This is a genomic window from Dyadobacter linearis, assembly GCF_907165045.1.
Classification (GTDB): domain Bacteria; phylum Bacteroidota; class Bacteroidia; order Cytophagales; family Spirosomataceae; genus Dyadobacter; species Dyadobacter linearis.
Genome location: NZ_CAJRAU010000004.1, coordinates 62,411 through 83,338, shown reverse-complemented (window position 1 = coordinate 83,338; position 20,928 = coordinate 62,411). Strand labels below are relative to the sequence as shown.

Annotated in this window: 13 protein-coding genes; 6 read left to right on the top strand and 7 right to left on the bottom strand. The window is 45.9% G+C overall.

From position 1 onward, the window contains the following. Positions 1-63 precede the first annotated feature (63 nt). Both KOD92_RS14885 and tamL read left to right on the top strand, forming a co-directional pair. Complete coding sequence (locus KOD92_RS14885; protein ID WP_215234377.1) at positions 64-5,004, top strand: translocation/assembly module TamB domain-containing protein; 4,941 nt, start codon at positions 64-66, stop codon at positions 5,002-5,004. Beyond that, positions 4,994-7,444 carry a translocation and assembly module lipoprotein TamL gene (tamL, locus tag KOD92_RS14880; RefSeq protein WP_215234376.1) on the top strand — a complete coding sequence of 817 codons (2,451 nt, stop codon included), beginning with the start codon at positions 4,994-4,996 and terminating at the stop codon, positions 7,442-7,444. The genes KOD92_RS14885 and tamL overlap by 11 nt, the downstream gene beginning before the upstream one ends. A gap of 847 nt (positions 7,445-8,291) precedes the next feature. Here tamL and mce read toward each other — a convergent pair. Together mce and rsgA are read right to left on the bottom strand one after the other, a co-directional pair. Continuing rightward, on the bottom strand, positions 8,292-8,693 hold the full coding sequence (mce, locus tag KOD92_RS14875) for a methylmalonyl-CoA epimerase (protein ID WP_215234375.1): 402 nt from the start codon (positions 8,691-8,693) through the stop codon (positions 8,292-8,294). A 47-nt stretch (positions 8,694-8,740) separates the two neighbouring features. Continuing rightward, positions 8,741-9,676, bottom strand: coding sequence for a ribosome small subunit-dependent GTPase A (rsgA, locus tag KOD92_RS14870; protein WP_215234374.1), 936 nt, complete (start codon positions 9,674-9,676; stop codon positions 8,741-8,743). Between the two features lie 335 nt (positions 9,677-10,011). On the opposite strand from rsgA, the gene KOD92_RS14865 reads away from it, so the two are divergent. After that, positions 10,012-11,235 (top strand): ROK family transcriptional regulator, encoded by a 1,224-nt coding sequence (locus KOD92_RS14865; RefSeq protein ID WP_215234373.1) that lies wholly within the window; start codon positions 10,012-10,014, stop codon positions 11,233-11,235. A 19-nt stretch (positions 11,236-11,254) separates the two neighbouring features. Here the strand turns inward: KOD92_RS14865 and KOD92_RS14860 are convergent, their stop codons facing one another. Next, entirely contained in the window at positions 11,255-12,511 is a 1,257-nt protein-coding gene (locus tag KOD92_RS14860) for a 3-deoxy-D-manno-octulosonic acid transferase (protein ID WP_215234372.1), read from the bottom strand. Positions 12,512-12,729: 218 nt separating this feature from the next. Between KOD92_RS14860 and KOD92_RS14855 the strand changes: the two genes are divergently transcribed. From KOD92_RS14855 to metK, 3 genes are all read left to right on the top strand, one after another. Continuing rightward, the gene (locus KOD92_RS14855) at positions 12,730-13,500 is read left to right on the top strand and encodes a hypothetical protein (RefSeq protein ID WP_215234371.1); all 771 of its coding nucleotides are present in this window, start codon (positions 12,730-12,732) and stop codon (positions 13,498-13,500) included. Between the two features lie 59 nt (positions 13,501-13,559). After that, the gene (gene lipA, locus KOD92_RS14850; RefSeq protein ID WP_215234370.1) at positions 13,560-14,438 is read left to right on the top strand and encodes a lipoyl synthase; all 879 of its coding nucleotides are present in this window, start codon (positions 13,560-13,562) and stop codon (positions 14,436-14,438) included. A 211-nt stretch (positions 14,439-14,649) separates the two neighbouring features. Next, positions 14,650-15,930 carry a methionine adenosyltransferase gene (metK, locus tag KOD92_RS14845; RefSeq protein ID WP_215234369.1) on the top strand — a complete coding sequence of 427 codons (1,281 nt, stop codon included), beginning with the start codon at positions 14,650-14,652 and terminating at the stop codon, positions 15,928-15,930. A gap of 56 nt (positions 15,931-15,986) precedes the next feature. Here the strand turns inward: metK and KOD92_RS14840 are convergent, their stop codons facing one another. From KOD92_RS14840 to KOD92_RS14825, 4 genes are read right to left on the bottom strand one after another with little or no spacing between them, the layout of a single operon-like run. Next, positions 15,987-16,415 (bottom strand): putative toxin-antitoxin system toxin component, PIN family, encoded by a 429-nt coding sequence (locus tag KOD92_RS14840; RefSeq protein WP_215234368.1) that lies wholly within the window; start codon positions 16,413-16,415, stop codon positions 15,987-15,989. After that, positions 16,415-16,630, bottom strand: a complete 216-nt coding sequence (locus KOD92_RS14835; RefSeq protein WP_215234367.1) for a hypothetical protein — start codon at positions 16,628-16,630, stop codon at positions 16,415-16,417. The genes KOD92_RS14840 and KOD92_RS14835 overlap by 1 nt, the downstream gene beginning before the upstream one ends. 46 nt (positions 16,631-16,676) lie before the next feature. After that, positions 16,677-19,793, bottom strand: coding sequence for an efflux RND transporter permease subunit (locus tag KOD92_RS14830; RefSeq protein ID WP_215234366.1), 3,117 nt, complete (start codon positions 19,791-19,793; stop codon positions 16,677-16,679). 13 nt (positions 19,794-19,806) lie between these two features. After that, entirely contained in the window at positions 19,807-20,880 is a 1,074-nt protein-coding gene (locus KOD92_RS14825; RefSeq protein ID WP_215234365.1) for an efflux RND transporter periplasmic adaptor subunit, read from the bottom strand. Between the last annotated feature and the right edge of the window lie 48 nt (positions 20,881-20,928).

Sequence of the window (20,928 nt, the reverse complement as noted above, 5' to 3'; positions counted from 1 at the left end):
GGCGGCGCAACTAACCTAATCGCCTGTTGAAGGAGGAAGAGCAAACGGAATTTTAAGCTACGGATGAAGAAAGCACTAAAAGTACTGGCAATTATAGTTTTAACAGTATTGATTCTGGTCGGCGTGCTGATCTGGGGAATAACCACACCATACGGACAGAATGTTTTAACATCTCAGGCTAATTCATTTTTACGCAAAAAACTCAAAACGAATGTCACGATCGAGAAAGTCCGCTTTGACATTCCTGACTGGATATTGCTGGAAGGCGTTTACTTTGAAGATACCCACGGCGACACGCTGGTAGCGGGTAAAAGATTGTATGTCGATCTTGACATGTTCAGTCTGATCAAGGGAAATATCGGGATAAATAAGGTTGAGCTGGAAGGAATCAATGCGAATATCAACCGCGTACTTCCTGACACCGTTTTCAACTTTCAGTTCATCGTCGATGCATTTGCAAGTACTGACACGACAACCGTTGAGGATACGACTTCTGCTCCCCTGGAAATGCGGCTGGATCAGATTTCGCTTAAACAAGTCCGACTATCCTACCGCGACGCGGTTACCGGAATGGACGCAATTGCGGTGATCGATTCGGCACAGGTTAAGTTTGATAAATTCAATCCGACCCTTTCGCAATACCATCCAACAATGGTCGCATTGGTGAACAGCGAGGCGAAACTCAGAATGTACGCCCCGCTAAAAACCGCCGTTGCCGCCGGCCCGCCGCCGGTGGATACTGAACCAGGCGATACACTTGATTTGAAACTGGGGGATATTGATATCAGTCAGTTCAAATTCCAGTTCGACGACGAGGTTTCCGGTTTGAAAAACGGCATTGAAGTAGGTAAGTTACAGGGACATATTAATAAGCTTTTCCTGGAAAGCCAGCAGGTGGATGTGAAGAACGTCAACCTCGAAAATATGTCGCTGTTTGCGGAATTTGCAAAAAAGGCGAAAACAGCTGAAAAGAAAGATACTACTACTGCCGCACCCGAAACGCCTGGATGGAATGTAAAAGTCGGGCAGATCAGATTGGTGAATAACGATATTCGTTACGACGATAATAATGCACCGAAACAACCGAAAGGACTTGATTTTGCGCATTTGAATGTAAAGGACCTGAATATCGATTTGCAGGATTTTATATTCAACCCCGACCTGATCGCTGGCGCCTTGAAATCGGGTTCATTCAACGAAAAGAGCGGATTTAAATTACTGGAATTTCACACCGATTTCGCCTATGGCGCGCAGGAAACGTATTTGAGGAATTTATTGGTAAAAACTCCCAACACAACCCTGCGTGACGAGCTAAGTCTGCGATACGCGAATCTGGACCAGCTTACCAATGATATTGCCAAAGTAAAACTGAAACTAAAACTGACCAACAGCCGCGTTTCGTTCGCTGATGTGCTGCTGATCATGCCGGATATGGCGGAGACACCGCCGTTTGACAAAGAACCGAATGGGGTAGTGCAAGGCTCGGCGAACATCACCGGTTCTGTAAACGATATGCTCATTTCGAAAGCCGATTTCCGGATGCTGGATGGAACGGTATTGAATGTGAATGGCCGCGTACAGGGATTACCGGATGCAGAAAAGCTGGCGATGGACCTGAATATCAGCGAGATCTCTTCTACCAGACAAGACCTGATGAAAATGCTGCCGGACAGCGCGGTACCTGCGTCGATCGAGCTGCCGGAGGATATTAAAATAACGGGTAAGGTCAAAGGATCGATGGAAAATCTGACGATGACTACCACTATCAATACTTCATTTGGCACAGGCACATTCTCCGGAAATCTGAAAAACATTACAGATAGTCTGAAAGCGCAGTACAACGGTACGCTGGCTTTTCAGGATTTTGATCTTGGGAAACTGACCAAACAGCCGCCGGCAGAAATGGGCAAGCTGACATTACGAACAGATCTGGAAGGTATTGGGTATGCGCCTACTACAATGAAAGCGCGCCTGGACGGAACTGTGGCGAGTGCGGATATTAAAGGTTATGTATACCAAAATCTGAGGCTGAGAGGCGATGTTGACCACGGACTGGCGAATGTAACTGCCGATATGCAGGACCGCAATATTGACGTAAATCTCACTGCCCAGGCCGATCTTTCCAAAGAATATCCTACGGTAAAAGCCGACGTTTCCATCGATCACCTCGACCTGACCGCATTGAATCTGTATGCGGATTCTTTGCAGATCAAAGGAGATATCAAGGTAGATATGCCGTCAACAAATCCCGAAAATCCACTTGGAACGGTTAATATCAATGATCTGGTACTTACCCACCACCGCCGGCCGACTACTATCGAGAATATCAATATGGCGCTGACGGATTCGAGCGGTAAGCGGCAGGCTAACATAGATTCGCCGTTTTTGAAGGTAAAAATGGAAGGCGATTATTCTTACACCGAGCTGGGCGATGCATTGCTGACGGAGGTAGGAAAGCATTTCAAAGCACCTGAACTAACATATACGGAAGTGACCAAGCCCGTCAACTTCACGATGGACGCGACGGTTTCCAACCACCCGATCATCACGATGTTCGTTCCGCAGCTTCGCGAAATGAACCCGATACAGTTCCATGCTGAAATGGACAACCAGAAAGATTCTTCGATTGTGGCGAGGCTGAGTATTCCAATGGTGGATTACGACAGTATCCGGATCGAGCGCGTGTCGGTTGACCTGAGTACGGTGGAAGAAAATGCGGCGCTGAATGCGAATGTGGGTTCTGTCAATACCGGCAGTTTCAGGATACAAAAAGCTTCGCTGGCCAGCAAGATTGTGAATAATGATGTCAAGTTTGACTTCATCGTACGCGATTCGGTGAATACCGAGCAGCATATGGTTAAAGGTGATCTGATGATCGCCGATAACCGGTACCGCCTCAACCTGAGAGAAAACCTGCTTTTGAATTACAGCGAATGGGCGACTGACACTTCGGGCTATATTCAATATGCTACGGATAGTGTTTATGTAAAGGATTTCCTGATCAAAAATGGCGAGCAGTCCCTGGTGATCAACTCCACTACACCGGAGCCGAATAGTCCGCTTGATATTGCAATGTCCAATATTTCAATCGGCGAACTGATCGAGATCGCTACCCGCGACTCTACGATGGCGACGGGGATATTGAATGGAAAAGTACTTTTGAGCAACTACATGACGGCGCCGGTGTACACGGGCGACCTGACGATCGATAGTTTGGCGGTTACTAAAATTCCAGTGGGCAATCTGTCTCTGAAATCTACCAACGAAACCGAAGACCTGATCAAAGTTGCGATGTCACTGGTGAGCGCCCAGAACGATATTGCGATCGACGGGAGCTACAACCTGAAATCGGAATCTCCGATGGATTTCAAAATGGCACTTAAAAAGCTGAGTGCGCAGACGATCGAAGCATTTAGTTTCGGTGAGTTGAAAAGGGCGGAAGGAAATCTGACCGGCGATATTTCGATTACCGGTGCTACCGACAGCCCGCGCCTGAATGGAGCGGTGAATTTTGACAACGTCGCTTTCAATGCGACTCAACTCGGATCACGGTACTCTCTTGCAAATCAGAAAATCCAGTTCAACGGTCAGACGATCAATTTCAATAATTTCACGATCGCCGATTCAGTGAATCAGCAGATGAAGATCAATGGAAATGTGAATATTGCGAATATCCCGAATGTGGGTTATGATCTGACAATTCAGGGTAAGAACTTCAATGTACTGAACTCGACGCAAAAGGAAAACGAACTGTTTTTCGGCAAAGCAAATATCGATGCTAACCTGACTGTAAAAGGTGTGGGTAGCAAGTCTGTGATCGACGGAAGTGTTAAAGTCGACCCGGGTAGCAATATCACTTTTGTAATGCCCAACGATGCGACCGAAGCTGGCGACGCCACAAAAGGGGTGATAGAATTCGTGGATATGAGCGACTCTACACAGGTCGCTTTGGCCGATTCGGTTGAGAAAACAGAAAATATAGTTGTCGATTTCGCCTCCCAGATTTCACTGGATGTAACGGTGGATGATAAGTCGGAGTTTAAGGTGGTGATCGATGAATTGAATGGCGACAATATCAGACTGAAAGGAAATGCGCAGCTCAATACCGGTATTGCTCCAAACGGTCAGCTATTCCTTTTAGGATCCTACGATCTGACAGAAGGTTCTTACGACCTGACGCTGCAAATCCTGAAAAGGCAGTTTGAGATTAAGGAAGGAAGTACACTGCTCTGGACCGGCGACCCGATGAAAGCGGATTTGAATATTACAGCAGCTTACCCGGTAATGGTCGACCCGGGGTCTATTTCTTCCAAATTTCAGGGAGCGGGCAAAATTCCTATTGAAGTTCAAATTGTCATTACCGGAAACCTGACCACTCCGAATATCACCTTCAATATCGTTCTCCCCAAAACACAGATCGACGAACAGATCAGGAGTGACATTTCCAACCAGACCTTCTGGGCGGATATGCAGAATAACCCGTCGGAAATGAACAAACAGGCATTTGCTTTGTTGATCACTAATAAATTCATTACAGACCAATCTTCACCCGGCTTCAACCTCGGTTCCAGCGCAGAAGCGGTAGCCCGCCAAAGCGTGAGCCAGCTGCTGAGTGACCAGCTGAATAACCTGGCTTCCGATCTGATCAAGGGCGTGGATCTGGACATTGGCGTAAATTCTACCGCAGACCAGACCACCGGTGCGCGCACAGACCTGAATCTTGGATTGAGCAAAGCTTTTCTGAACGATCGTTTGAAAGTTTCAGTGGGTAAAAACTTCGAGCTGGAAAGCCAAAGCAACTCCGCGAGCTCGTCGGAAGTTTTTGACAACATCGCACTTGACTATTCAATCACTAAGGATGGCAGGTATCTTTTCAGGGGCTATCGTAAAAATCAATATCAGTCAATCCTGGAAGGTTTTATTATAGAAACCGGCGTTAGTTTCATCATAACTGCCGATTACGATCTGTTCCGTGAATTTTTTAACAAGCGAAATGAAGAATAGTTTATTTGTCATACTGGTAACGTGTTTATTTCTAGGCGGATGCTCGGTGAATAAGTATGTCCCTGCCGGACAAAGTTTGTATGTAGGAAGCAAGGTGAATGTACAGCCGGATACTATTTCCAAACCCAATGTATCGGGAGTAGCAGATCAGCTCGAAGGATTAGTGAAGCCGCCACCAAACGCCACGCTTTTTGGATTTGCATGGAAAGTTTGGTTTTACTACTGGATCGGCGAACCTAAGGATGAAGGCGGATTACGCAGCTGGTTTCGTGATAAACTGGGGGAAGAACCGCGCTTCGCTACGGAGCGTGTGGCGGATATCAATGCGGCTAATATGGTTTCGTTTTTGGACAATGAGGGCTATTATCGCTCGTCTGTGCAGGGTAAGATTGTAAATAGCAAAAAACAAAAGCGCCGCACCGCGACCATGGAATTTGATGCCTACGTAATGCCGCGCTATGTGATCAATGAAATTAGTTATATGGTGCCGGACAGCTCTTTGTTTAACAGAGATCTTGTAAAAGCGAAGGAAAAAACCGTTTTCCGCAAAGGTGACCCGATCCGCCTGGATGTAGTTACTACGGAAAGAACGCGGATCGATCAGGAATTGAAAGGCAAAGGATATTACTTTTTTAACCCCGACTATCTGATCGTAAAAATTGACTCGACGATTGGAAGAGCAGATTCCACGTTGGGGCCGCAGCAGGTTAATGTATTTTTGGAAGTAAAAAAAGAAACCGCGCAAACTTCGCTGAAACAGTATTTCATCAACAACATTTTTGTCAACACCGGAACAGAGGAAAACCAGAGTGCCGATACGGTAGTCACTTCCCGCGGCCGGTTGCGCCGGGGGATTCAGGTAACCGACCCGGGAAAGCTCTATAAGAGACGGATTTTCTACGACGCAATTGGTTTCCGCCGTGGGAATATGTACACGAACACCATGCACGAAGTGTCGCTTTCGCGGCTTGTTAACCTTCAAAATTTCCGTTTTGTAAAAAATCGTTTCGACCTCGTTCCCCGCTCGGACTCTGCATTGCTGGATGTATATTACGATCTGGCGCCGATGAAGAAAAAGTCACTTCAAACGACGCTCAGCGCAAGTACCAAATCCAATAACCTGGGTGGTTCGCAGCTGGATGTAACCTGGCGGAACCGGAATACATTTAAGGGGGCCGAGATGTTGTCGGTCAATGCTTATTTTGGATTTGACGTGCAGCTCGGAGGCAACCGGGCTGAAGCAACTTCGGATTTCAGGAAAATTGGAAATGAGTATATCAGATATGGTGCCAGAGCAGATTTGTCTTTCCCTCGGTTTATCATCCCATTTTCCAGGATCCGACCAGAGAAAAGCCAGGCGCTTCCTAAAACCATCTTGTCGCTCAACTACGAAAACCGGGTTCAGCGAGGGCTTTACACTACAACTTCCATCAGGGCCGATTGGTCTTATGTTTGGAGTAAAAAATCAGAAGTAGTGCATACGCTCACTCCGTTTTCGATTAACTATGTACAAACTGGGGGCATCAATACTGAAAATCTGGACAAGATTATATTTAATCCTAGTACGAATCCACTTGATATTGACAGAATCTACAAAATCATCGACGCAAAGTACTTTATAGCAGGATCTAATTATTCCATTTCCTACCGCCCTACTCCTCGACCATTCAGTAAAAACCAGTTTGCATTAACCGGGGGTCTTGATTACGGCGGTAACCTGCTAAGTTTGTTTGCAAAAAGACCCCTGCCACCCGACGATACATTACCTAAGGAATTCCTGAAAGTCCCTGTTTTTCAATATGTGAAAGTAGATGGAGATATCCGGTATTACCGCACACTCACGCCCTCTATTAAATGGGCCAACCGCTTGCTGGTCGGAATGATAAAGCCTTATGGTAATTCGAGAACGATGCCGACTCCGCAGTTCAAACAGTACTTCGGTGGCGGTAGTACAGGCATCAGGGCGTTTCGCGCGCGGTCACTTGGACCCGGCGCAGTAGAGCCTGACACAGCCAGCTTCGCCCTTTTGGGTTATCAGCAATTCGCTGACATCCGGCTGGAATTCAATACAGAATTCAGGATCAAATTCACAAATATCATCAATGGGGCTGTTTTCATGGATGCTGGAAATATCTGGTCCTTTGGCGATACAGCACGAATTGTATCCGATTCCAGAGCATTGATCAGCAAGGATTTCATGAAACAAGTTGCTGTCGGAGGCGGGATTGGCTTGCGACTTGATTTCTCGTTTCTCGTTTTCAGACTCGATGTGGCAACCCCATTCAGAAAACCCTGGTATACGCAATATAAAAATGTTGAAAATCCTGACGGCCCCTATTTAAGTAAAAGTCCGTGGGTATTCAATGAAATCAATTTCCGAAGCAAAGCCTGGCGGCGGGAGAATTTGATATTGAATATCGCAGTTGGTTTGCCATTTTAAATATGCTCTTAGGCTGCATTTTTGTGGATTAAAGGCAGTCTAAAGAAGACGAGGCAATATCCTGACACGGCTCTACCAAAATCCCTGAATGGGTTTCTAGAAACAGGAGGCTCCTGCCGGAGCCCCGATGGTTATAACAAATGGTTTCTAGAAACAGGAGGCTCCTGCCGGAGCCGCGATAGTCATAACAATCGAGTTTCTAGAAACAGGAGGCTCCTGCCGGAGCCGCGATAGTCATAACAATCGGGTTTCTAGAAACAGGAGGCTCCTGCCGGAGCCGCGATAGTCATAACAATTGGGTTTCTAGAAACAGGAGGCTCCTGCCGGAGCCGCGATAGTCATAACAATCGGGTTTCTAGAAACAGGAGGTTCCTGCCGGAGCCGTGATAGTCATAACAATCGGGTTTCTAGAAACAGGAGGCTCCTGCCGGAGCCGCGATAGTCATAACAATTGGGTTTCTAGAAACAGGAGGCTCCTGCCGGAGCCGCGATGATTATAACAAATGGTTTCTAGATACAGGAGGCTCCTGCCGGAGCCGCGATAGTCATAACAATCGGTTTCTAGAAACAGGAGGCTCCTGCCGGAGCCGCGATAGTCATAACAATTGGTCTGCTAGAAACAGGAGGCTCCTGCCGGAGATGCGATGGTTATAACAAATGGTTTCTAGATACAGGAGGTTCCTGCCGGAGCCGCGATAGTCATAACAATTGGTCTGCTAGAAACAGGTAGCTCCTGCCGGAGCTGTTCGCACAAAAAAATGCCCCAGAGGGGCAGCCTGTTTCTAGAAATCGATTTCCCCTTTTTTTTAAGAGCTCCTGCGGAGCTACCTGGAAACAGATCAAACGGTTATCTAATCTCCTGACACAATTCAACCAAAATCCCGCTCGTACCCTTAGGATGGAGAAAGCAGACAAGCTTGTTGTCTGCACCGATTTTGGGCTCGGCGTTTAGAAGTGTAAACCCTTCATCTTGAAGCCGCTGCATTTCCGAGTGAATATCCCCTACCTCGAATGCGATATGATGAAAACCTTCTCCTTTTTTTTCAATGAATTTAGCAATAGCACTTTCCTCATTGGTCGCTTCCAGGAGTTCTATTTTGGTTTGATTAATCTGAAAAAATGAAGTAGAGACGTGTTCCGATTCCACTGTTTCACGCTTATAGGGCGCCGCATTGAACAAGGTGGAAAACAACTTTTCAGCCGCCGCCAGCTCCTTTACCGCAATCCCAATATGCTCCACGTTTTTCATACAAAACCAAAAAAACTTTAAACTCTAAACTCATGAACTTACAAAACTCACTTCCTGTTATCTCCTCCCCCAACCATACTCAAATAACTCTCGTAACGGCTGAATGCAATGGTACCCTCGGTCACAGCAGTCTTCACCGCGCAACCCGGCTCGTTAATATGCTGACAGTTATTAAAGCGACATTGATTTAATAAGTCGCGCATTTCCGGAAAGTAGTGGCTGATTTCCTCGGGCTTGGTATCTGCAAGGCCCAGTTCTTTAATCCCGGGAGAATCAATAATAAAGGTCCCTTGATTGAGTTCAAACATTTCCGCAAAAGTGGTGGTATGCACACCCTTGTTTGCAAATGTGGAAACTTCCTGTGTTTTAATAGAAAGTCCCGGCGCAATTGCATTAACCAGCGTCGACTTACCCACGCCCGAGTGACCAGAAAGCAGCGAAACCTTGCCATTTAATAATTCAGCAAAATTTTCCAGGCCAATTTCAGCTAGCGCAGTAACAGCCAAACACCGGTATCCCAGACTCTCATACAGCTCCATTAACTCCGACTGAAACTCCTTCATTTCGTCATTGAGCAGGTCCTGCTTGTTAAAAACGAGTACGCCCGGAATGCGGAAAGATTCAATCGCGACCAGAAAACGGTCGATAAAACCGAGTGAAGTTCTTGGAAACACCAGCGTTGCGATCAGTATCGCCTGGTCCACATTGGCCGCGAGCAAATGCGCGTGGGCGGTTTTGTGTACCGATCGGCGGATCACGTAATTCTCCCTTGGCATGATTTCGTGTATAATCCCGAAATTCTCGCCCTCATCTTCTATTTCAAATTTAACAAAATCGCCAACTGCAATGGGATTGGTAACTTTTAATCCCAGCGTCTTAAATTTTCCTTTTAGTCTGCATTGCCAGATATGGCCGTCCGTATCGTCACGTACCTCGTACCATGAACCGGTCGAGCGCAGCACCAAGCCTTTGTTCAAACCCATTCGTGAATATTTTTTGTCTAAGTACAGAAAATTAAAAGGAGATTCTCAAAATTCCATCAAAATTGTTCCCGTTGAAGGCATTTGAGTCACTTCAAGTCCAGTAGTTTTTGACCGGCTAGGTGCTTTACTCATCAAATTTGCCAAGCCCGCACGCCTAGTACAAATACGCCAACTTTACGTAACTCAAAAACGATGCTTCTGGTATGGTCGGAAGGTTCATTTCATTAAATAATATTTTTTAAAAAAATGAAGTGTTCGTGTCTTTTTTCATACATTAGTTGGCCTTTCTAGTAAAGAATCTTAAAAATACACCTCAAAAAAGAGTTTTGATCCCAATGGACCTAGTTGCCGAAGAACCGAATTCGGTTATTGATATTCGAAAAAACCGTGTAAAGAGCAACCTGTTGCTCCATTTGTATCAAAACGGTGACACTTCTATCAACAAAATGGCGCGGCTTTTTCACGCCAGTATTCCGTCTGCCACCGGCATAGTCAATGACCTGATCCGCGAAGGATGGATTACAGAAACTGGCACGGGTCCCGCCAGAGCAGGCCGCCCGCCGGTACTTTACGGACTGAATGCGAAAAAGTATCTGACGCTGATCATGGACATCAACAGACATGATACGCAATTGGTGGTTTTTGACCTGCATAACCAGCTGATAGTCAGAAAAAAAATAGATATCCGCCTCGACGATTCGGCTACTTTTATGCAAAGCCTTTTTGAATTCGCCGATGATTTTTTGGCTTCCAATGATATTAATACCAGCAAACTTTGGGGCATAGGCGTTTCGATGCCGGGACTTATCAATTCTTCACAGGGAATTAACCTGACTTACCTGAACCTGACACCGCCTGGCGTTCCGCTGGTAACGCACCTGAGAAATCATTTCCGCCTGCCGATCTGCCTTTTTAATGATACCAAAGCTACCACGATCGGCGAGCACCGGTTTGGTCTGGCTGTCCAGAAATCACAGGTGCTGACCATCAATATAGACTGGGGCGTAGGTCTCGGGATTATTATAAATGGAGAAGTTTTCAATGGCGCTTCGGGCTTTGCGGGTGAACTGGGGCATATTCAGGTGAAACCGGACGGTATGCTTTGCCACTGCGGCAAGATCGGCTGCCTCGATACGATCACATCTGCGATGGCACTCATCCGTCAGGCGAAAGAAGGAATTGCGGCAGGTAGGGCCACTATTCTGACCCAGATCGTTAATAATGATCTTGACCTGCTGGAAACTTCACACATTATCGAAGCAGTACATGCAGGTGACGAATTTTCAATAGACCTGCTGAGCACAGTTGGTACCGAGCTCGGTAAGGGACTGGCGACGGCGGTGCATCTTTTTAATCCCGAAGTCATTATAGTTGGAGGGTTGCTTGCCGAGGCCGGGCCATTTATTTCAAACCCTATTGAGCAGGCGATCAACAAATATTGTCTGTCTGATTTTAAGAATTCACTGACGACACATATATCTAAGCTAGGCCCAAAAGCGCGGCTTCTGGGCACTCAGGCGCATTTATTTGAGCATCTTATTGTAAAAGAATTCCCTTAAAATTTTTCGGCAAGGTGATTCAGGCAATAATCTGTTTCACCTTGCTCATGATGATGTCCGTGGCGCCGGTACCGGAGGCGACGTAGTTTTCAGAAATCCGGCCCGCTTTTTCCCTTTCCGGATGATTTTCTAAAAACTGTCCTACTAATTGTCCGGCACCCGCCGAATCGGAAACAGGAAATGCACCGCCCAGCTTTACCAGATCCACCGCTTCCTGAAAACGGTGATAGCTTTTATCCCCAAAAATCACAGGTAAACCGAAAGTCGCAGCTTCCAGAATATTATGTAGCCCAACGCCGAAAGAGCCTCCAATCCACGCCATTTCCCCATATTTATAGAGGGACGAAAGCATTCCCACATTATCGATGATCAGGAAATCGAAAGCATTCGTGTCGGTTTTGGAATGTAATTCAGAATATAGAACAGACTTTCCTTTCAGTTGTTTTCGCCAGATTTCGATTTCTTCTTTCTTGATTTCGTGCGGCGCTATGATCGCTTTCAGCTGCTTTTCAAATTGATTTAAAACAGGGATCAAAACCTGCATATCTGCTTCCCAAACGGAGCCGGCGATCAGACAGGTTTTTCCGCTCTTGAATGCCGCTATTTCTGGCAAATCACGCGCCTTGGTCGCAATTTCCCTTACCCTGTCAAATCGTGTATCACCCGCAATACTGCAAGCTATTATGCCGATTTGATGGAGCATGGATATTGACTCCTGATTTTGGACAAAAAGGTGATCGACGCAAGCCAGCATTTGCCGGTGAAGGAATCCGTGCGGTTTGAAATAGATCTGGCTCGGGCGGAAAATTGATGAAAAAGAAACGATGTAAGTACCGTTTTTTTTCAGCGCCCGCAGGTAGTTGAACCAAAATTCATATTTGATAAAGAAGGCAATTTCAGGTTTGACCCACTTAACAAAACGTATTGCATTAGCCTGTGTATCAATTGGAAGATAACAAACAAAATCGGCCCCGGAGTAGTTTTTTCGAACTTCATAGCCAGAAGGAGAAAAGAAAGTGAGCAGCAAAAAGTGATCGGAATAAGCTGTTTTATACGCCTCCATAACCGGTCTGCCCTGCTCAAATTCACCCAGGGAAGCTGCATGAAACCAGGCTACCGGGCGGCGCTCTGCATTGGCGGAAAGTGCTTTTTTCAGATCGTCAAACACGTCGCGGCGACCATCGACGCCTAATTGTATTTTTTTATTAAAAGGCGCAGCAACCTTGACTACTGACGCGAAGAGATTGATTGCTAGCTGATATATTCCCGTACCCAATGGCGCTGATTTGAAGGATATTAGAAAGAAAGAAAGTGTTAAAAATTCGCTTTAACCGAGCGCCCGTGGCAGGCTTTTTTCTTTCTTTTTTCGTTTAAAGAACATAAAAGTACGAAATTCCGTTAAAGTGGAACCGGCATATAAGTGCTTATACTATTATTTTGTATTTTCACTTTTTAGACGAGAGATACCTGTTCACGGAGAACTTATTTGACAAAATGATGCGTGTAAAACTTTTACTTTTAGTATCTATCCTGTTTGCACAATCAACAGATATATACGCCCAGCGCCGTGCTGCAAAGATTGAGGATAGTGAAGAGAGCTATAAAACGTTCACCTCCGTAGGTATTACCACCAACACCAATTCGGGGATCCTCGGCGGTGCTGTGTTTCGCCAGTCTTCCGCACTTTCATCCAAGCTTTTTGGTAAAAATCAATATCGCTACCTGGCAGTTGAGGTGGTGAATGTAAAACACCCGAAGGAGCTTTCTACACAGGATTTCGTCACTGGCGCCAGGCTGGTTTATGGGAAAGAGAACTATTTTTTTGTGGTTCGCCCGGAATACGGTCGCGAGCTGACATTGTTCAACCGTCACGAAGATGAAGGTATTTCCATCAGCGGGATTCTTGCTGCCGGCCCTTCACTTGGTTTGGAAAAACCTTATATGGTACAGTTTGAATCGGACGGCAGAGTGGTTACCGAGCCTTTTGATCCTGTAAAACATGCCGGTAGCACTCAAACTCAGGGCATTGTAGGTGCAGGAAGTTTTTTTCAGGGTTTTGGTCAAATGAAAATTGTACCGGGTGTTCATGTTAAAACCGCATTGAGTTTCGAATTAAGTGCATTCAGAGAGAACGTTACCGGTCTTGAAATTGGTTTTATAGCAGAAGCATTCAGCCGGAAAACGCGCATTATGGCATTTGCCGAAAACAGAAGCTTCTTTACTTCCGGCTATCTGACCCTGTATTTCGGCAGCAAAAAACGCTAGTTCCTATTACAAAAATTGACAGGAAGCCGAAAGGTTCGCTGTCAGAGATTACGATTTATATGATTGAATTACCAGTTATTCCATCGGAACGCAAACGACGCCCCGACTGGTTGAGAGTGAAGCTTCCCGCCGGCCCTGAATTTCGCAAGGTGCGGCAACTCGTTGATAATTACAAACTTCACACGATCTGCGAAAGCGGCAGTTGCCCGAATATGGGCGAATGCTGGGGCGCAGGTACAGCCACGTTTATGATCCTGGGCAATATTTGTACCCGCAGTTGCAGCTTTTGTGCAGTAGCTACCGGCCGCCCGAGTGAATATGATACCGACGAGCCGAGACGTGTGGCGGAGGCGATTAAACTAATGCAGGTAAAGCACGCAGTAATTACGTCGGTGAACCGGGATGAGCTGAAAGATAAAGGCGCCGAGATATGGTACCAGACAGTGCGCCAGGTGAAGGAGAATACGCCCGAAACGACTATCGAAACGCTGATCCCCGACGTTAAGAATAACTGGGACGCGCTGATCCATATGATCGAAGCAGGCCAGGAAGTGGTTTCACATAATATGGAAACGGTTGAACGTTTATACCGTTCGGTAAGGCCGCAGGCGAAGTATGTGCGGAGTTTGGAACAGATCAGAAGGACGAAAGATTTCGGGCAGAGAACGAAATCGGGCATTATGCTGGGGCTGGGCGAGACGCAGGACGAAGTGTACAAAGCAATAGATGATCTTGTTGAGCACGGACTGGATATCCTGACTTTGGGACAATACCTGCAACCGACTAAAATGCACCATGAAGTAATCGAATGGATTACGCCGGAAATGTTCGAAAACTACAAAGAGGAAGGATTGAGACGCGGATTGAAATACGTAGAGTCCGGGCCGCTTGTAAGGTCGAGCTACCACGCTGAGAGACACGTTAATGTTCCTATTTAAATACTATACTCTTAAAAAAGCCTGTTCTGGATCAACCGGAGCGGGCTTTTTTATTTTAGCCCAACAAAAGCGGCTTTGCATTCAGGATAACAGACGGGGCTTTTTTCCAGGTTTTTTATTTGGTTAATGTCTTAAAAAAAGTCAATTTTGTTTTTTAGTCTATACACTACGTCGCAATTCCGACTGATTAACTTTTCAACTTATTTAGTTTATGCCGTACTTATTCACCTCGGAGTCCGTATCTGAAGGACACCCCGACAAGGTAGCAGATCAAATATCAGATGCGCTCATTGATAATTTTTTAGCCTGGGATACTGACAGTAAGGTAGCTTGCGAAACGCTGGTAACAACTGGTCAGGTGGTACTGGCAGGAGAAGTTAAAACCAATACTTATCTCGATGTTCAGAAAATTACGAGAGAGGTAATCAGAAAGATAGGTTATACAAAAAGCGAGTACATGTTTGAAGCAAATTCCTGCGGGATTTTGTCTGCAATCCATGATCAAAGCGCTGATATCAACCAGGGTGTGGATCGTGCAGTATCTTCTTCTAGCTTTGAAGATAAGGCAAATGCACAGGGTGCTGGTGACCAGGGTATGATGTTCGGTTACGCGACGCGTGAGACTGAAAACTACATGCCGCTTGCACTTGACCTGGCTCATAAAATACTTCAGGAAATGTCGGCTATTCGTAACAACGAATCAAGCCTGATCCCTTACCTGCGTCCAGATGCGAAATCGCAGGTTACGATTGAATACAGCGATGATAATGCACCTCAGCGTATCGACACGATCGTAGTTTCTACCCAGCACGACGATTTTGATTCAGAGGAAGCAATGCTTGCGAAAATCAAGCAGGATATTATCAGCATCGTCATTCCACGCGTGAAGTCGAAACTGACTCCTGAATTGCAAAAACTGTTTACAGGAGAAATCACTTACCACATCAACCCAACCGGGAAATTTGTGATCGGTGGTCCTCACGGAGATACCGGGTTGACAGGAAGAAAGATCATCGTAGATACTTACGGTGGAAAAGGTGCTCACGGTGGTGGTGCATTCTCAGGAAAAGATCCTTCCAAAGTTGACCGTTCTGCGGCTTACGCAACGCGTCACATTGCAAAAAATATGGTTGCTTCCGGTCTTTGCGACGAAGTACTTGTTCAGGTATCTTACGCGATCGGAGTTGCAAAACCTTGCGGTTTGTACATCAATACTTACGGAACTTCCAAAGTAGCTGATCACGATGGTGTAATTGCAGAAAAAATCGGTGAGATCTTTGACTTACGTCCATACGCAATCGAGCAGCGCCTAAAACTGCGTAATCCAATATACTCGGAGACAGCAGCTTACGGCCACATGGGACGTAAGAATGAGACTGTTACGAAATACTTCAAAGGAGCAAATGGTGAAGAAAAAGAACTAGAAGTAGAGCTTTTCACCTGGGAGAAATTGGATTTTGTTGATAAGATTAAGGAGAAGTTTTCGATCTAGTTGATATAAGTTTATAAAAGCAAAGAAGGCCAGCGAAATCGTTGGCCTTCTTTGCTTTATAGCTGGTTTGACTTTGCAGCGTCTTTTATGATTTGCAAAAACTTTTGTGCCGTGACGACATTAACCTTGGGGAATTCGATTTCAGCCAGAATGTTAAAGTGACTGTCATTAGTAACAAGATAATCTGCGTTACAACTTATCGCGCAATCCACAAATTTATTATCGTCTTTATCAACCTCTATTAACTGCCATAAAAAGTAGGATTCAATTTTATGAACGTTGCCGAGGTTTACCAACTCTATTAGATGTAAATCTGTTCGATCAACGCCGAGTCTCCTACCTATTTGTTCCTCATATTCTGCAAGTATCTCGTTTGATATAAACAGGTCGAAATCCTTGTTCAGCAATGCTTGAAATATGGGATGATAATTGGAATGACCTGGAAGTGAAACAAGCAGAACGTTGGTGTCGATTACAACATTCATTATTGATTCGGATCATTTAAAAGATCCTCCATACTTTGCTGATTCCAATTGTTCTGGTCCCAGGCAGAGTCTGCCATCGACGAAAGTCGCAGTGCAAAATACTTACCGATCAATTCTTTAATTTTCACCAGATCGTCTTCGCTGACCTGATGCGCATACAATTGCAACAATTCCTGCTGCAAATTTGTAAACGGCATTTTTAGTGTTGACTCCATAACTCACATTGTTTCAAAACAAAGTTAATGAAAATCAAAAAAGTATTTACCCCAAATGCGGTGCCTCTTCCACTTCACTATCCCGCGCAACTTTATCGATCATTCGCATTTTTTCGTAATTCTTTGGTCGCGAGAAGAAGGTGTAAATGGCGGGGATTACGTACAATGTGAGTACGAGCGAAAACAGCAGGCCTCCCATGATTACGATCCCCATTGACATCCGGCTTTTCCCCGCAGAACCCAGCGCCATTGCGATAGGTAATGCACCCAGAATTGTAGCGAGACTCGTCATTAAGATCGGCCTGAAACGCAGTGTGGCCGCTTCCAATGCCGCTTCCTGGATACTTCTACCCTGCTCGCGCAGCTGATTTGCAAACTCCACAATGAGGATACCGTTTTTCGTAACCAGACCGATCAGCATAATCATCCCGATCTGACTGAAAATATTCAATGTCTGATCAAAGAACCAGAGCGAGAATACCGCCCCTCCGATAGCCAGCGGAACTGTGAACATAATGATGAACGGGTCGATAAAGCTTTCGAATTGCGCTGCCAGAATGAAGTAGATCAGCACCAATGCGAGGAAAAAGGAGAACATGGTGTTTGACGAACTTTCTGCATAATCACGTGAAGAGCCACTCAGCGAAGTTTGTATTGCTTCGTCTTTCAACTTATCACGGATCCTGTCCATTGCTGCGATCCCGTCACCAATGGTTTTCCCGGGCGCGAGTGCGGCTTGTACCGTCGCGCTCATGTACCTGTTGTAGTGGAAAAGCTGCGGCGGGCTGCTTTCCTCTTCGGCCTTCACGATATTATCAAGCTGTACCAAAGTTCCGTTGCTTGTTTTCACAAACATACTTTTCAAATCCAGCGGCTCGTCGCGGTTAGCGCGGTCGTACTGACCAATTACCTGATACTGCCTTCCATTCATTGTAAAATAGCCAAAACGCTGTCCGGCAAAAGCCAGCTGCATTGTTTGGGCCACATCCTGAACAGATACACCCAGCGACTTGGCCTTTTCCCGGTCGATGGAAATCTGGATCTCTGGCTTGCTGAATTTCAGGTTCACATCCGTAATCGCGAAAGTTGGATCATTTGAAGCCTCTTCCATGAACTTCGGAAGGTACGCTCTCAGTTTCTCAAAATCAGGCGCCTGGATTACATATTGAATCGGCAGGCCGCCTCTGGAATCCACGGAAATTGTTTGCTGCTGTACCACAAAAGATTTAGCATCAGGCATTTGCTTCAATTTTTGATTGATATAATCCGCAATTTCCTGCTGCGATTCTGCCCTGAATTTCTTGTCAACCAAAGCAATGCGGCCGCTTCCTGTATTAGCCGCGCCTAAGCCTGAGTTTCCCGGCGAAGTAATGAGCATTAAGCCCTTTTTACCAGGCATTGAGTCCATTAACATATCACTGACACTCTTCACATACCGGTCCGTAAATTCAAAAGACGAACCTTCCGGCGCTGTCATCGTGATCCTGAACCAGTTGCGATCGTCGAGCGGCGCGAGTTCGGATTGCAGGTCTTTTCCAAAAAACCAGATCATACCTACCGTCACCAAAACCAGCGGCGCAGCTACCCAGCGCATTTTCAAAAACTTACCCAATGCACTTCCGTAATTCTCCGTGATCTTTTCAAAAAATGGCTCCGTCTTTTCGTAGAACCAGCTCTTCTTATGCGTTTTACGAACGAGATATGCATTCAGCATCGGTGTCAATGTAAGCGATACAAATGCAGAGATCAAAACCGCAGCAGATATCACGATACCAAATTCACGGAACAATTTACCCACAAAACCTTCCATGAAAATCACCGGCAAAAACACGGAGGCGAGCGTTACCGAAGTGGATAAAACCGCGAAAATGATCTCGTTCGCACCTTTAATAGAAGCTTCAATCGGCCCCATTCCCTGTTCGATCTTCTTGAAAATGTTCTCCGTGACCACAATCCCATCATCAACTACAAGCCCGGTTGCCAGTACGATCGCCAGCAGCGTGAGTACATTGATCGAGAAACCCATGATGTACATGATGAAAAACGTCCCGATCAGCGAGACTGGAATGTCGATCAGCGGGCGGAATGCGATCAGCCAGTCGCGGAAAAACAAGTAGATGATAATTACTACCAAAATGATCGCGATTAGCAAAGTTTCACCAACTTCCTCTATTGATCTTTCAACAAAAATTGTGTTATCGATCAGTGTATCAAGCTCGTAATCCTTGGGAAGTTCCTTCTTGATATCGGCCATTCTCTTGTTGACCTCCTCGGCAATATTGAGGTAATTGGCTCCCGGCATCGGCGAAATCGCTAGCCCGATCATCGGTACATTGTCGAGCCGGAGAATCGTTTCTTCATTTTCCGGACCTAACGTAGCATAACCGATATCTTTCAGGTGAATGGTTTGCGTAGCCGAGTTTTTAACGATCATTTCATTAAAATCCTCCTCCGTCCTGAACCTCCCGATCGTTTTTACAGTGAGCTCGGTATTGTCTCCCGCGAGCTTTCCACTTGGTAACTCCACATTTTCCTGATCCAATGCAACCTTCACATCTTGCGTCGTAATGCCCAGCGAAGCCATTTTGATCGGGTCCATCCAAATGCGCATTGCATATTTTTTCTGTCCAAAAATGCGGATTTCACTCACTCCTTCAATCGTTTGAAGTCGCTGCGCAATCACATTTTCAGCGTAGTCACTCACTTCCAGGTGGGATCTTGTGTCGCTTTTGAAGGTCAGTACGATAATGGGTTCGGAATTTGCGTCGGCTTTACTTACCACAGGTGGGCCGTCGATATCCAAAGGCAAAGTGCGGGAAGCAGAACCTACTTTGTCGCGCACATCGTTTGCGGCGCGTTCCATATCCACACCAATGTCAAATTCGACTGTGATCTGGCTGGTACCCTGGCTACTCGTGGAGTTGATTGATTTGATCCCCTCGATACTGTTCAGCTGCTTTTCCAACGGCTCAGTAATCTGGGATTCGATGATATCTGCATTCGCCCCGGTGTAGCTGGTCCGGATCGAAACTACGGGCGGGTCAATGGATGGGAATTCGCGCATCCCCAGGAATTTGTACCCTAAAAAACCGAAAAGGATAATCAGCAGGTTCATCACAATTGCGAGTACCGGCCGCTTGATAGAGAGTGTTGAAATACTCATAATGGGTTGGATATCAGTTCACCTTAACGGCTGTGTTGGGTTTGATCGCAATAATTCCGGAAGTGATCAGCGAGTCGCCGACCTGCAAACCATCGGTAATCTGGATTTTCTTGTCTGTCCGCAAACCGGTGGTTACCATTACTTCCTGCGCTTTGCCGTTTTTTACCACAAAAACCTTTTTACCCTTCAAAACAGGCACAATCGCCTCCGTCGGGATCATCATCGCAGCTTTATTAGCATCCAGGTTCGCCAGAATTTTGACAAACATACCAGGCACAAACCTGTTACTTGGATTCTGAGCAATTGCTCTAACCCGCAACGTGCGCAGACTTTCGTCCACTTTCGGGTCCACTGCAAGAATTTTGGCAGAGTAAGTAGCAGGATCACCGTCGAGACTGAATTTCACGGTATTTCCCACGCGAATATTGGGCGTATATTTTTCAGGAACAGTGAAGTCGATTTTAATGGGATTACTCTGAACAATGGTTACGATGGGCGTACCCGGAGCCAGATATGCGCCTTCACTAATGTATTTTAAACCAATGCGGCCACTAAATGGAGCGCGGATTTCAGTCTTTTCAAGCTGTGCTTCGATCACTTCTTTTTCCGCTTCCAAAAGCTTGATATTGTTGGAAGTAACATCGTATTCTTCCAGATTAATCGCTTCTACATTCAGCAACTTCTTCTGGCGCGCTTCTATTTTTTTGCTCAGATCCTGGTTGTAGGCTACTTTTTGCAATTGCGCCTGTAATTCGCGGTCATTGATTTTGGCAATCAGCTGGCCTTTCGTGATCGGAGCGCCTTCCTGGATATTGAGTTTCACCAACCTTCCCGAAGTTTCCGCCATTAAGTTTACTTCTTCATTTGGCAAGACAGTACCCGAGGCGAAAATCTGGTTTTCAATGGATTCTCTACCTACCACAAATACATTCACCGGCACGGCGCCTCCACCGGAAGACTTCGCACCCTTTCCCTCCGACCCTTTTTTCCCTTCCGGATTTTTATCCGAACCCGGCTTTGAGAAAACGAACAGTTTACCAATAACCAGGCCGATAATGATCACCCCGACCAGCATGATTGTACGCATAAGCTTACTTAAAATAAATTTCGTTCAAAAAGACTATAGATATTTAAT

Coding starts and splice junctions, on each gene's coding strand:
- KOD92_RS14885 (WP_215234377.1), top strand. CDS start 64: ATGAAGAAAGCACTAAAAGTACTGGCAATTATAGTTTTAACAGTATTG.
- tamL (WP_215234376.1), top strand. CDS start 4,994: ATGAAGAATAGTTTATTTGTCATACTGGTAACGTGTTTATTTCTAGGC.
- mce (WP_215234375.1), bottom strand. CDS start 8,693: ATGAAAAACGTGGAGCATATTGGGATTGCGGTAAAGGAGCTGGCGGCG.
- rsgA (WP_215234374.1), bottom strand. CDS start 9,676: ATGGGTTTGAACAAAGGCTTGGTGCTGCGCTCGACCGGTTCATGGTAC.
- KOD92_RS14865 (WP_215234373.1), top strand. CDS start 10,012: ATGGACCTAGTTGCCGAAGAACCGAATTCGGTTATTGATATTCGAAAA.
- KOD92_RS14855 (WP_215234371.1), top strand. CDS start 12,730: ATGATGCGTGTAAAACTTTTACTTTTAGTATCTATCCTGTTTGCACAA.
- lipA (WP_215234370.1), top strand. CDS start 13,560: ATGATTGAATTACCAGTTATTCCATCGGAACGCAAACGACGCCCCGAC.
- metK (WP_215234369.1), top strand. CDS start 14,650: ATGCCGTACTTATTCACCTCGGAGTCCGTATCTGAAGGACACCCCGAC.
- KOD92_RS14840 (WP_215234368.1), bottom strand. CDS start 16,415: ATGAATGTTGTAATCGACACCAACGTTCTGCTTGTTTCACTTCCAGGT.
- KOD92_RS14835 (WP_215234367.1), bottom strand. CDS start 16,630: ATGGAGTCAACACTAAAAATGCCGTTTACAAATTTGCAGCAGGAATTG.
- KOD92_RS14830 (WP_215234366.1), bottom strand. CDS start 19,793: ATGAGTATTTCAACACTCTCTATCAAGCGGCCGGTACTCGCAATTGTG.
- KOD92_RS14825 (WP_215234365.1), bottom strand. CDS start 20,880: ATGCGTACAATCATGCTGGTCGGGGTGATCATTATCGGCCTGGTTATT.